This window comes from Mycobacterium sp. SVM_VP21 (genome assembly GCA_024758765.1).
In the GTDB taxonomy this organism is placed as follows: Bacteria; Actinomycetota; Actinomycetes; order Mycobacteriales; family Mycobacteriaceae; genus Mycobacterium; species Mycobacterium heraklionense_C.
In genome coordinates, this window is the sequence record CP101406.1 from 1,514,399 (window position 1) to 1,528,302 (window position 13,904).

Below are 13,904 nucleotides of genomic sequence, written 5' to 3' on the forward strand. Positions count from 1 at the left end.
GTGGCGGGTACCTGGCAGTTCTGGATCGACCGGGGCGGCACGTTCACCGACATCGTGGCGCGCCACCCCGATGGGCGCCTACTCACCCACAAGCTCCTCTCGGAGAATCCTGAGCAGTACCGCGATGCGGCGGTGGCCGGAGTCCGCGCCCTGCTGCAGATCGAGGTCGACGCACCGATTCCGGCCGGACTGATCGAATCGGTGCGGATGGGCACGACGGTGGCCACCAACGCCCTGCTGGAGCGCGCCGGTGAACGGACCCTGTTGGTCATCACGCGGGGTTTCGGCGACGCGCTGCGCATCGCCTATCAGAATCGGCCACACATCTTCGACCGGCAGATCGTGCTGCCCGAGCAACTCTACGAACGCACCATCGAAGTCGATGAACGCGTCGCCGCCGACGGGGCCGTGCTGCAGGCACCGGACTTGGAAGCCTTGGCCGCACAGCTGCGGGCCGCCCACCTCGGCGGTATCCGCGCGTGCGCGGTGGTATGCCTGCACAGTTACCGAAATCCCTTGCATGAAAGGGTTATCGGTGAGCTGGCTCGCGAGATCGGCTTTGCTCAGGTGTCGTTGTCGTGTGAGGTCAGTCCACTGCCGAAATTGATTCCACGTGGTGACACCGCGGTCGTCGACGCCTATCTGTCACCGGTATTGCGCCGCTATGTGGCCCAAGTAGCCGACCAGCTCACCGGCGTGCGGCTGATGTTCATGCAGTCCAATGGCGGGCTGGCGGCGGCAGATCACTTCCGCGGCAAGGACGCCATCCTTTCCGGTCCGGCCGGCGGAATCGTCGGCATGGTTCGGATGTCGGCGTTGGCGGGCTTCGATTCGGTGATCGGCTTCGACATGGGCGGAACCTCGACCGACGTCTCGCATTACACCGCCAACCTCGGGTACGAGCGGGTGTTCACCACCGAAGTCGCCGGCGTACGGCTGCGCGCACCGATGCTGCACATCCACACCGTCGCGGCCGGCGGCGGCTCGATCCTGCACTTCGACGGCAGCCGTTATCGGGTGGGCCCAGAGTCCGCAGGTGCCGATCCGGGGCCGGCCTGCTATCGGCGCGGCGGACCGTTGACCGTCACCGACGCCAACGTCATGCTGGGGCGCATCCAACCGGCACATTTCCCCGCAGTATTCGGACCGGCCGGCGACGAACCACTGGACGCAGCGAAGGTCGGACGCTCCTTCGCCGCGCTGGCCGACGAAATCCGTTCCGCCACCGGCGATGACCGCAGCCCCGAGCAGGTCGCCGAAGGATTCCTGCGCATCGCCGTAGCCAACATGGCCAATGCGGTAAAGAAGATCTCGGTGGCCCGGGGACACGACATCACCCGCTACGCCTTGACCACCTTCGGTGGTGCCGGCGGACAGCACGCGTGCGCGGTCGCCGACGAGCTCGGCATCCGTACGGTGTTGGTGCCACCGATGGCGGGCGTGCTCTCCGCACTTGGAATCGGATTGGCCGATACCACCGTGATCCGCGAGCGCGCCGTCGAGACCGAGCTGGACTCCACCGCCCTCGCCAGATTGGACGAGGTCGCCGACGACCTGGAGAAGCAGGCTCGCGGCGAGCTCGCCGCACAGCACATTCCGGCCCACCAAACCCACGCGATACGCCGGGTGCACCTGCGCTACCAGGGCACCGACACCTCGATCCCGGTCGAGCTCGGCGGCATTGCTGCGATGACGGCGGCATTCGAGGAGATCCACCGCAGCATGTACTCGTTCCTGATGGAGCGTGCGCTGATCGCCGAGGCGGTTTCGGTCGAGGCGACCGGACTCACCGAGCAACCCGAGCTGTTCGGGCGAAGCGATGCCGACGCATCCCGTCGACCCGTTGAAGTCGTGCGCCTCTACGCCGGTGGTGCCTGGCATGACGCGCCGCTGCACCGGCGGGACGCGATCACCGACGTGGTGGTCGGGCCCGCCATCATCGCCGAGGACAACGCCACCACTGTCGTCGACGACGGTTGGCAGGCCCAGCTCACCCCCGACGGTCAACTGGTGCTGCAACGGCTGGCCACGACCGCGCCGGTCGCCGCCGGGACCGCGGCCGATCCAGTGTTGCTGGAGATCTTCAACAACCTGTTTATGGCCATCGCCGAGCAGATGGGAACCCGACTGGAGGCAACCGCCCAGTCGGTGAACATCCGTGAGCGACTGGACTTCTCCTGCGCATTGTTCGACGCCGACGGCAATCTGGTGGCCAACGCGCCCCATATCCCGGTGCACCTGGGATCGATGGGCGCTACCGTCAAGGAGGTCATCGCCCGCCGGGCCGGCGCGATGCGGCCCGGCCAGGTTTATGCGGTCAACGACCCGTATCACGGCGGCACCCACCTGCCCGACATCACCGTCGTCACTCCGGTGTACGCCGAAGCCGCGGGCCCAAACGACCCGGTGTTGTTCTTTGTGGCCTCGCGCGGCCACCACGCCGAGATCGGGGGCACCACACCCGGTTCCATGCCCGCGGACAGCCGGTCCGTGGTCGAAGAGGGCGTGCTGTTCGACAACTGGTTACTGGTCGACGATGGCCACTTTCGCGAGACACCAACCCGCAACCTTCTCACCGCGGCGACCTACGCCTCGCGCAGTCCCGACACCAACCTCGCGGATCTGCGTGCACAGGTCGCCGCCAACCAGAAGGGCATCGACGAGATCCGGTCAATGATCTCCCATTTCGGTCTGGATGTCGTGCAGGCCTATATGCGCCACGTCCAGGACAACGCCGAGGAGGCGGTGCGCCGGGTCATCGATACCCTCGACGATGGCGAGTACCGCTATGAGATGGACTCCGGCGCGACGATCGCGGTGCGGGTTACCGTCGACCGCGCGGCGCGGGGTGCCACCATCGACTTCACCGGGACATCCCCGCAGTTGGCGACGAACTTCAACGCTCCGTCATCGGTGGCCACCGCCGCAGTGCTCTACGTGTTCCGCACGCTGGTAGCCGACGACATCCCGATCAATGACGGGTGCCTGCGCCCGCTACGGATCACGATCCCGGACGGCACCCTGTTGTCGCCGGCCTACCCGGCCGCGGTGGTCGCGGGAAACGTCGAGACCTCGCAGGCGATCACCGGTTCGCTGCTGGCCGCACTGCGGGTGCAGGCCGAGGGCTCCGGGACGATGAACAATGTCACGTTCGGCAACGCCGGCCACCAGTACTACGAGACGCTCGGCTGTGGGTCGGGCGCAGGCGACGGTTTCGACGGCGCGTCGGTGGTGCAGACCCACATGACCAACTCGCGACTCACCGATCCGGAGGTGCTGGAGATGCGTTTCCCGGTGTTGTTGCGCGAGTACGCGATCCGGCACGACAGCGGCGGATCCGGACGCTGGCACGGCGGTGATGGCGGCGTGCGCAAGATCGAGTTCCGCGAGCCGATGACCGTCAGTGTGCTGACCGGACACCGGCGAGTTCCGCCCTACGGCATGGCCGGTGGCCAACCCGGAGGCTTGGGGCGTAACCGGGTGGAACGCGCGGACGGCTCGGTGACCGAGTTGGCCGGCTGCGATTCCACCGACCTCGAGCCCGGCGACGTGCTGGTAATCGAGACTCCCGGTGGCGGCGGGTATGGCGAGCCCGCCTAATCGCAGGTTAATCTCACGCCATGCGAGACCAGTGGAGCCGGCGCGGTTTCTTCGGCCTCTGCGGCGCGGCCGGTGCCACCGCGCTTCTGGCGTCCTGCTCGTCGGAGGAGCACCCCGACGACGGCGCACCCGGACCGGTGACCATCGCCCATATCTTCGGTGAGACCACTGTCCCGGAGCCGCCCAACCGGGTGGTGTGTGCCGGCTACACCGGCCAGGACGACCTGCTAGCGCTCGGTGTTGTCCCGATCGCAGTGACCAACTGGTTCGGCGACCAGCCGTTCGCGGTGTGGCCGTGGGCGCAGCGACAGCTCGGGGATGCCAAACCGGTGGTGCTGGACTTGGACAACGGGATCGCGGTCACCCAGATCGCCGACCTCAAGCCGGATCTGATCATCGCGACGAACGCCGGGGTGGATGCCGACACCTATCAGAAACTGTCGGCGATCGCGCCGACCGTGCCCCAGTCGGGGGGTGACGCCTTCTTCGAGCCCTGGAAGGTTCAGTCCGCCGCCATCGGCAAAGCGGTACATCGCGGGCAGCAGATGCAGTCGCTGATCGACGGGGTCGACAGCACGTTCACCGACGTCGCCGCTGCGCGCCCCGGCTTCAAGGGCAAGAAGGTGCTGCTGCTGGCCGGCCGACTGGACCAGGGCAATGTCAGCGCCGCCAGCGGCTGGCGAACCGCGTTTCTGACCCAGATGGGGTTGACCGTCGCCGAGGCGCCCGCGCTGATCGAGCAGGAGCGGATCCGATCCGTGCTCGGCGGCGTGGATGTGCTGATCTGGACTACCGAGAGCGACGGCGAGCGCACGGCGCTGCTGGCCGATCCGGACATCGCCGGGCTCGAGTCACGCAGCATCTTCACAACCAAAGACCAGGCCGGCGCGATCGCCTTCGCCTCCCCGCTGAGCTACCCGGTGGTGGCCGGGCAGCTACCCGCGCTGATCGCCAAGATCACCGGTTAGGGCCAACTCTGCGCGTTCAGTAAGACCCCTCTGGCATACCCCGCAGAATTGTGTTCTGCGTCACTATTTGGCGTCTTTCGGGGCTACGGTCGTGGCATGAGCGTGGCATTGGATTTCCAGGATTTCACCAAGACCGACGTGATCCTCGACTACGGCGACAGCGCCTTGCTGCTGCAGTTCGACTCCACCACCGACGTGCTGGCATGGACCGCGGCGCTGCATTCCGCCGCGCTGCCCGGCGTGGTCGACATCGTCCCGGCGTCCCACACGGTATTGGTGAAACTGGCCGCGCCCAGGTACCGGGCCGGTGTCCGGCGCCGCCTGACGACCCTGGACGTCAACCCGGACGCCGTCCAGACGCGCGCCCCCGATGGACCCGCAGACGTGGTGGTCGACGTCATCTACGACGGGCCGGATCTGACCGAGGTGGCCGAACACACCGGCCTGAGCGTCGCCCAGGTCATCACTGCCCACACCGCAACGCCCTGGTTGGTGGGATTCGGCGGATCCACTCCGGGCTTCGCTTACCTGCTCGGCGGCGACCCCAGGCTGCAGGTGCCCCGCCGCGCCGAGCTGCGTCCGGTTCCGGCCGGCTCGGTGGCACTGGCCGGCCAGTTCAGCGGCATCTATCCGCGCCAGTGGCCCGGCGGCTGGCAGGTGATCGGCCACACCGACGCCGTGTTGTGGGATCTGGACCGTTGCTCCCCGGCACTGTTCACACCGGGCATGTCGGTGCAATTCCGGGCTGCGTGACCGCCATGACAACCCTGGAAATTTTGCACACCGGCCCGCTGGCCCTGGTCGAGGATCTGGGCCGGGCCGGGTTGGGGCATCTCGGCGTCAGCCGCTCCGGCGCCGCCGACCGCCGCTCGCACAAGTTGGCCAACCGGCTGTTGGCCAATCCCGACGATCGAGCCACCATCGAGGTGGCATTCGGCGGACTGTCCGTGCGAGTCCACGGCGGAGACATCGACATCGCGGTCACCGGCGCCGACACCGACCCGAATGTCAACGGAGTCAGCTTCGGCACCAACAGCATTCAGCACGTCCGCGACGGCCAGGTGGTCTCCTTGGGCAGGCCGCGGTCGGGCCTGCGCAGCTATCTGGCGGTACGGGGCGGCATCGATGTCACCCCGGTGCTGGGTTCCCGCAGTTACGACGTGATGGGCGAGATCGGCCCCGCCCCGTTGCGTGACGGCGACGTGCTGCGGATCGGCGAACGGACCGGCCACTTTCCCGAGATCGACCAGGCGCCGGTGGCGACCATCCCCGACGACGTGGTCGAGTTGCGGGTGACACCCGGTCCACGCGACGACTGGTTCGTCGACCCCGACATCATGGTGCGCACCAATTGGCTGGTAAGTAACCGCAGCGACCGCGTCGGCATGCGGTTGGTGGGGATGCCGCTGGAATACCGTTGGCCGGAAAGGCAATTGCCCGCCGAGGGCGTCGACCGGGGCGCAATCCAGATCCTGCCCAACGGCTTTCCGATAATCCTGGGTCCTGACCATCCGGTGACCGGCGCCTACCCGGTAGTCGGGGTGGTGGTCGACGAGGACATCGACACGTTGGCCCAGGTTCAGCCCGGGCAGACCGTACGGATGCACTGGTCTCGGCCCCGCCAACACCCCGCCTCGCACTCGGCCTGGTAGGCCCGTCGGGTGCCCCGCCAGGTTCATACCGCCCGCCTGATCCACACCAGCGATCTGGACGACGAGACCCGCCGCGGCGCGCATCGGCTGGTCACCGAAGCCTCCGGGGGCACACTGTCCGACGCCGATTGGCAGCACGCGCTCGGTGGCATGCACGCATTGATCTGGCACCACGGCGTCCTGATCGCCCACGGCTCGGTGATCCGGCGCCAACTGCTCCATCGCGGCAGATCTCTGCGGTGCGGCTATATAGAGGCCGTCACCGTCCAGGCCGATCACCGGGAGCGGGGCCTGGGCACCGCGGTACTCGAGGCATGCGAACAGGTGATCCGCGGCGCGTTCGAACTCGGAGCCCTCAGTTCGCCAAGTTTCAGCCGTCGGCTCTACACCGCGCGCGGATGGTTGCTGTGGCGTGGGCCCACGGCTGTCTTGGCACCGACCGGTCCGGTGCGCACCCCCGAGGCGGACGGAACGGTGTTCGTCATGCCGGTCGGTACCGACCTGGACGTCACCGCCGAGCTGACGTGCGACTGGCGAGACGGTCACGTCTGGTAGCCGAACGGTTAACGGATGGTAAACACCCGGCGTATGCACGGTGGCCGAGCGGTTCGCGGGCGAAATCACACGCGAACCCTGGAGTGTTCATAAGAATCAGCCGTGCGATTCAAGCGTCGCCCAGACTGATTGTTAACTTAATATTGCATCGACCTCACCGGCTAACCGGCCCACGACCGCACACACCGGAGCCGTTCGCCCCCCACCGAGACGTTTCCGGCGCCCTGACCTGGCTATACGCCGCGCGCTAGCCGCGTCGGCGCCCCGCACCCTACTTGGCGGCGCTTCGGGCGTGAGGCCGGATTTTGTGACTCCCTGCCACTCTGCTGCCAATCGTGGCAGGGGCCCGACTTCGAGGCGACGCCTAACGCGTGTGGCCCTTATGGTGTGACCGTCACGGCTTGCCCCGGCCCCGACCGGTCCCCCTCTCGAAAGACGCACCCTCATGCTGTACGAGTTCTGGCACAACTTCACCCACAACTTGTTCAAGCCACTGTTGCTTTTCTTCTACATGGGCTTCCTCATCCCGCTGCTGAAGATCCAATTCGAGTTCCCCTACGTGCTGTATCAGGGCTTGACGTTGTATTTGCTGCTGGCCATCGGCTGGCACGGCGGTGAAGAGCTCGCGACCATCGACTCGTCGAGCATCGGTGGTGTCCTGGGCTTCATCGTGCTGGGCTTCGCCACCAACTTGATCATCGGATTCGTCGCCTACTGGCTGCTGACACGAATGACCAAGATGAGACGCATCGACCGTGCCACCGTCGCCGGGTATTACGGGTCGGACTCGGCCGGTACTTTCGCCACCTGCCTTGGCGTGCTCGCCACGCTGGACATCGCGTTCGACGCTTACATGCCGGTGATGCTGGCCGTCATGGAGATTCCGGGCTGCGTCGTGGCCCTGGTCCTGGTGTCACGGTTGCGGGCACGCGGAATGGACGCGCAGGGCAACATGGCCGACGAGCCCGGCTACAACAAGAAAGCCAGCCGGCAACTCGTCACCGCCACCGCCCAGGCCAGCGGAGCACGCACCACAACGGGGCACGATCAGGGCATCCAAGACGAGATCGACCTCGCGCTGGAAAGGCAAGAGCCCGTCCAGTCGAGCGCTCCGACGCCGACTACCTCCTCGGCACCGCCCAGCGGAGCGCTGTTGCGAGAGGTACTTCTCAACCCGGGGCTTTACCTGCTGTTCGGTGGGATCCTTATCGGCTTCGTCGGCCGCCTGCAGGGTGCCTCGGTCATTGAGGACGGTGACCACGTCTTCGTCACCGCGTTCCAGGGGATGCTGTGCCTCTTCCTGCTCGAAATGGGGATGACGGCCTCGCGCAAGCTTAAGGACCTGCGGTCGGCAGGACGCGGTCTGATTGCCTTTGGGTTGTTGGCGCCCAACCTCTTTGCGATATCCGGAATTTTCATCATCCACACCTACTCGCAAATCACCGGCACCCATTTCGAGGCCGGCAGCTACGTACTCTTCGCAGTGCTGTGTGGTGCGGCTTCCTACATCGCCGTGCCGGCGGTGCAGCGAATGGCGATCCCCGAAGCCAGTCCGACGGTTCCGCTGGCCGCATCTCTGGGCCTGACGTTCTCCTACAACGTGACCATCGGGATACCGCTGTATCTGCAGATCGCGAAGGCCGTCAACCTCTGGCTTCCAGTCAGCTGACAGAAGGTTCCAACCGAACGCAACGCTTCTCCAGTAGGTCGATCAACCAGGCGAAGTATCCTGTGCGCGCGGCCAATTAGGTGATGTGGGCCACTCACAGCCCGTGCGCCCACCGCATTTTCAGGTTCTGCTCTGTCACTTGCCAGATCGGGTAGGTACCTTCGCACACCGTCCATCGTGATGCGAGATTCTGCGCGCGGCGGTGGCCCAGAGCCCGAGGAGATCGCATGACGAACGGCCACATCACCAATTTCGATCCTGAGGACCGTGCAGCCTGGAAGGCCGGCAATGCCGCCATCGCACGGCGCAACCTGATCTGGTCCACCGTCAGCACACATGTCGCCTTCTCCATCTGGTCACTCTGGTCAGTGGTCGTACTGTTTATGCCGGAGTCGGTGTATGGCATCAAGCCCGGAGACAAGCTGCTGCTGGCCGCGGTTGCCACGCTCGTCGGTGGCTGCGCTCGCGTGCCGTACGTGCGGGCAACCGCGAAGTTCGGCGGCCGCGACTGGGCCGTGTTCTCCTCGCTGATTCTGCTGATTCCGACCGCCGGGACGCTCGTGTTGCTGGCCAACCCCGGCCAACCGCTGTGGATGTATATGGTGTGCGCCGCACTGACCGGCCTGGGTGGCGGCAACTACGCCGCCTCATTGGCCAACGTCGACGCCTTCTACCCCCAGCGCCTCAAAGGCGTCGCCCTCGGACTGTGCGGCGGGATCGGCAACCTCGGGGTGGCAGCCATCCAGTTGGTGGGTCTCCTGGTTCTGGCCACCGTCGGCAACACCAAGCCGGAACTGGTCTGCGCCATATATCTGGTCCTGCTTGCCGCGGTCGGCGTCTGCGCCGCGCTGTGGATGGACAACCTCGACCATGGAATGGAAGAGGTGGGCAGCATCCGGTCGATCCTGTCGGTCCCGGACAGTTGGATCGTCTCGGCGCTGTACTGCGCAGCGTTCGGCTCGTTCATCGGCTTCGCATTCGCATTCGCCCAAGTGCTGCACGTCACCTTCGAAAAGGCCGGCCACAGCCCCGCCGAGGCGTCGCTCTATGCCGCGCGAATCGCGTTCCTGGGCCCACTGTTGGGCGCATTGTCGCGCATCTACGGCGGCCGGGTGGCCGACCGGCGCGGCGGGGGCCGCGTCACCCTGATGGTGTTCCTCGGCATGATCCTGGCGTCCCCAGTGCGGGTCGCGGCCACCACCCCCGACGACCACACCACCCACGCAACCACATCGACGATCGCGATCTACATCGCCGCCTTCATGGTGCTGTTCACCCTTGCCGGGATGGGCAACGGATCGGTGTTGAAGATGATCCCGTCAATCTTCGAGGCCCGCAGTCGCTCGCTGGACGCCAACGAAACCGAGCGCCGGCATTGGGCGCGTTCACATTCCGGCGCCTTGATCGGGTTCTCCACCGCAGTCGGCGCACTCGGCGGGGTCGCCATCAACCTGATCCTGCGTCAGGCTTACGCCAGCTCCGGATCAGAGACGCCGGCATTCTGGGTCTTTCTGGCGTCATACTGCGCCGCTGCGGGTTTGACCTGGGTGATGTACGTCCGCCGGCCGCGAGGCACCCAAAGCGGCCCAGTTCCGGTCGACACCGAGAAGATCTCGGCGTGACCTGGAACACGGGCTACATAGGGCAACGGTTCCGAAATCGCTCGGTAACACCAATGAAATCGACTGGGGCTAAATCTTATACATGAGTACCGCCGTCTATGCCGCCGGTCACCGTATCGAGATCGAGGAGAGTCGGGTCCTGGTGGATGGGATGGTCAAGCCGGTCTCTCCAGCCGGCCTGGCCGCCCTGCGCGTCCTGGCGCACCGTCCGGGCAACGTCGTCGCCCGGGACGCCTTGCTGCGCGCCCTCCCGGGACGTGGCAACAGCATGCACGCCGTCGAGTCTGCCGTGCTGAGACTGCGAACAGCGCTGGGTGACAGCCAGATCGTCGCCACGGTGGTCAAGCGGGGGTACCGACTCGCCGTCGACAGCGAGCAGGGCGCCGCATGATCCCCATACTTGTCGCGCACGGCACCCGTCAGCCCGACGGAGTCGTCATGATCGGCGAACTCGCCGAACGGGTCAGCGCCCTGCTGGCACAACCGGTCAGAGTGGCATTCGTGGACGTACTGGGCCCCAGCCCGGCCGAGATCCTCGCCGCTGAAGCCGAAAACGGGTGCCCGGCCATCCTCGTCCCCGCCTTCCTGGCCCGCGGATACCACGTGGGCGTAGACGTTCCCACCCAGGTTGCCACTAGCGGTCACCCCGACGTCACGATCACTCCGGCACTGGGACCCGACGCTCGTGTCGCCGCGGTGGTCGCCGCGCGGCTGACCCAATCAGGCTGGCGCCCCGGCGACTCGGTGGTCCTCGCTGCGGCCGGTTCCTCAGACCCGGTCGCGCAGACCGACGTCAAGCACGCAGCGCAGATGGTGTCCGGAATGATCGGATCGCCCGTCACAGTGGCTTTCGCCGCTACCGGCGGGCCCAGCGTTCCCGAGGCCGTCGACGACCTGTACCGACAAGGAGCGTCACGCGTCGTGATCGCGTCGTACCTACTGGCCGACGGTCTTTTTCAGCGCCGCCTGCACAACGCCGGCGCGGATCTGGTGACCGAGCCGCTGGGCACGCATCCCGGGATCGCCCGAGTCGTAGCCGACCGATTCATCACCGCTCACACGCGGATTCCGGTGCGATAACCCGCTTTCGGAAACAATCTGCATCGGTTCAAACATCCGTTCAAACTTCGGACCGACACGGTCACTGTGAATTCCTTTCTGTGCCTGCCGTGTTGATCGGCGAGCTGCGCTGCCTCCTGCCCCTCCTCGGACCCGATCTGCGCCTCACACGCGACCTTGAGCGCCGTGAGGAAAAGTTCACGGCTGAGTCATCTCCTGCAGCATTGCGGTAACGAAAGATTTCTACCGTGACCACATGGCACGTTCACACCTGATTACCCAGTGGGATCCCGAAGACACCGTGGCCTGGAAGGCCGGCAACGACAAGATTGCGCGGCGCAACCTGATCTGGTCGACAGTTGCTGAGCACGCCGGCTTTTCAATCTGGTCGATCTGGTCGGTAATGGTGCTGTTCATGCCCCAGTCGGTGTACGGCTTCAGCGCCGGCGACAAGTTCCTGCTGGCAGCCACCGCCACCCTCGCCGGCGGCCTGCTGCGCATACCGTATTCGCTGGCCACCGCGGCCTTCGGCGGGCGCAACTGGACGATCTTCTCCGCGCTGGTGCTGTTGATCCCGACCATCGGGATGATGGGCCTGCTGGCCAATCCGGGACTGCCGCTCTGGCCTTACCTGGTGTGCGCGGCCCTGACCGGCCTGGGCGGGGGCAACTTTGCCGCCTCAATGACCAACGTGAATGCCTTCTACCCACATCGACTCAAGGGCTGGGCGCTGGCGGTCAATGCCGGAGGCGGCAACCTGGGCGTTCCGCTGGTCCAGCTGGTCGGCTTGGCGGTGCTGGCCACCGTGGGTAACCGCGAACCGTATTGGGTGTGTGCGATCTATCTGGTGGTCCTCGCGGTGGCCGCGATCGGCGCAGCACTTTTCATGGACAATCTCGACGGTCAAAGGGCAGACCTGACGGCCATGCGTGCGATCCTTCCAGAACTCGACACGTGGATCGTCGCACTGCTCTACATCGGCACGTTCGGTTCTTTCATCGGGTTTTCGTTCGCCTTCGGCCAGGTGTTGCAGATCAACTTTGTCAGCGGCGGCCAGAGTCCCGCTCAGGCCTCGTTGCACGCTGCCCAGATAGCGTTTTTGGGCCCGCTTTTGGGGTCGTTGTCGCGGATCTTCGGCGGGCGCCTCGCCGATCGGCTCGGCGGCAGCCGCGTCACCCTGGCTGCCTTCGGGGGCATGTTCGCAGCCTCCGGGTTGCTCGTCGCCGTGAGCACCCTGGGCACCGGTCCCACGTCCGGCCCCGCCATGGTGGGCTACGTCATCGGCTTCGTGGCGCTGTTTATCGTGTCCGGAATCGGCAATGGCTCCGTGTACAAGATGATTCCGTCGGTCTTCGAGGCCCGCAGTCACCGAATGGGTATGCACGAGAGCGACCGTCGGCACTGGGCGCGGGCCATGTCGGGGGCGCTGATCGGCTTTGCCGGCGCAATCGGCGCGTTGGGCGGCGTAGGAATCAATCTGGCGCTGCGCCAGTCGTATATCACCAGCGGCTCGGCTACCACGGCGTTCTGGATCTTCCTGGTGGGTTATGTCGGTGCTGCGGCGCTGACCTGGCTGAGGTATGTACGTCGGCCGTTCTTCGCCCCGCAACCGGCCCACCAGGCCGTGTTGGCGCCGGCGTAAGGTGTCCACTTCGCTGAGCGGCTATCGGGTCGCGGTGACGTCAGCGCGCCGCGCTGACGAGCTCTGCACCCTGCTGCGGCGCCATGGCGCTTCGGTCTTCGCAGCGCCAGCTATCACCATGATCGACTTGACCGACGATGTCGTTCTGCGCGGGCGTACCGAAGCATTGATCGAGACACCGCCAGATGTCCTGGTTGTGACGACCGCCATGGGCTTTCGCGGCTGGATCGCTGCGGCCGAAGGGTGGGGCATCGCCGACCGGCTGATCGCCGCCCTGACCACCGCCCGCATCGTGGCCAGGGGGCCGAAGGCAGTCGGCGCGTTGCGCACCGTGGGCCTGCCTGAGGAGTGGTCGCCCGAATCCGAGTCGTCAGACGCGATGGTCGATTACCTGAAGTCTGATATCGCCGGGGCTCGCATGGCAGTACAGCTGCACGGCACTACCGGCGACTGGGATCCCGCCCCCGAGCTGCTCGACCAGTTTCGCGGAGCGGGAGCCGAAGTGCTTTCCATCCCCGTCTACCGATGGCGGCCTGCCCACCCCGGTGGGGAATTCGACCAACTCACCTCGCAGATCGCCCAGCGCCAATTCGACGCGGTCAGCTTCACCTCGGCTGCCGCCGTGATGGCAACACTCGCTCGTGCCGCCGACCTCGGTATCTCCGAGGCGCTGCTTCTCGCTCTGCGGTCCGACGTACACGCGATGTGCGTCGGACCGTTGACTGCCCGGCCGCTGGCACTGCTGAACGTCCCGACCTCGTCGCCGCGACGAATGCGCTTGGGGGCGTTAGCTCGTCACATCATCGACGAGCTGCCGCGGCTGCGCACCCACACCGTCCAAGCCGCCGGCCATCGAATCGAACTGCGTGGCAGTTGCGTGATAATCGACGGGGTGGCCAAGCCGATGGCGCCCTCAAGTATGGCCACGCTGCGGGCGCTGGCTCATCAGCCCGGGCGTGTCGTCTCGCGGCAGACCCTGCTCGAAGCGCTGCCCGGCAACGGTGCCAGCACCCACGCGGTAGAAACCGCCGTCCTGAGGCTACGAACCACTCTGGGCGACAAGAGCATTGTCGCCACCGTTGTCAAGCGGGGGTATCGCCTGGCCGTGGACCAGGTAGGCCAGGAAGCGGGCTAGGC

The 13,904-nt window shown here is 66.1% G+C and carries 10 protein-coding genes and 1 pseudogene; all 11 read left to right on the top strand.

Annotation, left to right across the window (positions count from 1 at the left end; genetic code table 11):
• The 11 genes and pseudogenes from NM962_07320 to NM962_07370 all read left to right on the top strand — a co-directional run bounded on the left by NM962_07320 (position 1) and on the right by NM962_07370 (position 13,902).
• Positions 1-3,600 (top strand): hydantoinase B/oxoprolinase family protein, encoded by a 3,600-nt coding sequence (locus NM962_07320; protein UVO13871.1) that lies wholly within the window; start codon positions 1-3, stop codon positions 3,598-3,600.
• Between the two features lie 20 nt (positions 3,601-3,620).
• Complete coding sequence (locus tag NM962_07325) at positions 3,621-4,568, top strand: ABC transporter substrate-binding protein (GenBank protein ID UVO13872.1); 948 nt, start codon at positions 3,621-3,623, stop codon at positions 4,566-4,568.
• A 96-nt stretch (positions 4,569-4,664) separates the two neighbouring features.
• Entirely contained in the window at positions 4,665-5,321 is a 657-nt protein-coding gene (locus NM962_07330) for a carboxyltransferase domain-containing protein (protein UVO13873.1), read from the top strand.
• Positions 5,322-5,326: 5 nt separating this feature from the next.
• Complete coding sequence (locus tag NM962_07335; protein ID UVO14595.1) at positions 5,327-6,220, top strand: 5-oxoprolinase/urea amidolyase family protein; 894 nt, start codon at positions 5,327-5,329, stop codon at positions 6,218-6,220.
• Positions 6,221-6,229: 9 nt separating this feature from the next.
• Positions 6,230-6,775, top strand: coding sequence for a GNAT family N-acetyltransferase (locus NM962_07340; protein ID UVO13874.1), 546 nt, complete (start codon positions 6,230-6,232; stop codon positions 6,773-6,775).
• A 445-nt stretch (positions 6,776-7,220) separates the two neighbouring features.
• Positions 7,221-8,444, top strand: a complete 1,224-nt coding sequence (locus NM962_07345) for a sodium-dependent bicarbonate transport family permease (GenBank protein ID UVO13875.1) — start codon at positions 7,221-7,223, stop codon at positions 8,442-8,444.
• A 227-nt stretch (positions 8,445-8,671) separates the two neighbouring features.
• Complete coding sequence (locus NM962_07350; protein ID UVO13876.1) at positions 8,672-10,066, top strand: NarK/NasA family nitrate transporter; 1,395 nt, start codon at positions 8,672-8,674, stop codon at positions 10,064-10,066.
• A gap of 100 nt (positions 10,067-10,166) precedes the next feature.
• Positions 10,167-10,457, top strand: a pseudogene (locus NM962_07355) (winged helix-turn-helix domain-containing protein).
• The gene (locus tag NM962_07360) at positions 10,454-11,146 is read left to right on the top strand and encodes a sirohydrochlorin chelatase (protein ID UVO13877.1); all 693 of its coding nucleotides are present in this window, start codon (positions 10,454-10,456) and stop codon (positions 11,144-11,146) included. Before NM962_07355 ends, NM962_07360 begins: the two are co-directional and overlap by 4 nt.
• Positions 11,147-11,381: 235 nt before the next feature.
• Entirely contained in the window at positions 11,382-12,767 is a 1,386-nt protein-coding gene (locus tag NM962_07365; GenBank protein ID UVO13878.1) for a NarK/NasA family nitrate transporter, read from the top strand.
• A 1-nt stretch (position 12,768) separates the two neighbouring features.
• Positions 12,769-13,902, top strand: a complete 1,134-nt coding sequence (locus tag NM962_07370; GenBank protein ID UVO13879.1) for a uroporphyrinogen-III synthase — start codon at positions 12,769-12,771, stop codon at positions 13,900-13,902.
• The last annotated feature ends 2 nt before the right edge of the window (positions 13,903-13,904 follow it).

Excerpts from the sequence above, each read along its gene's own strand:
- NM962_07325 (UVO13872.1), top strand. The coding sequence starts at position 3,621 with ATGCGAGACCAGTGGAGCCGGCGCGGTTTCTTCGGCCTCTGCGGCGCG.
- NM962_07345 (UVO13875.1), top strand. The coding sequence starts at position 7,221 with ATGCTGTACGAGTTCTGGCACAACTTCACCCACAACTTGTTCAAGCCA.
- NM962_07330 (UVO13873.1), top strand. The coding sequence starts at position 4,665 with ATGAGCGTGGCATTGGATTTCCAGGATTTCACCAAGACCGACGTGATC.
- NM962_07360 (UVO13877.1), top strand. The coding sequence starts at position 10,454 with ATGATCCCCATACTTGTCGCGCACGGCACCCGTCAGCCCGACGGAGTC.
- NM962_07350 (UVO13876.1), top strand. The coding sequence starts at position 8,672 with ATGACGAACGGCCACATCACCAATTTCGATCCTGAGGACCGTGCAGCC.
- NM962_07335 (UVO14595.1), top strand. The coding sequence starts at position 5,327 with ATGACAACCCTGGAAATTTTGCACACCGGCCCGCTGGCCCTGGTCGAG.
- NM962_07365 (UVO13878.1), top strand. The coding sequence starts at position 11,382 with ATGGCACGTTCACACCTGATTACCCAGTGGGATCCCGAAGACACCGTG.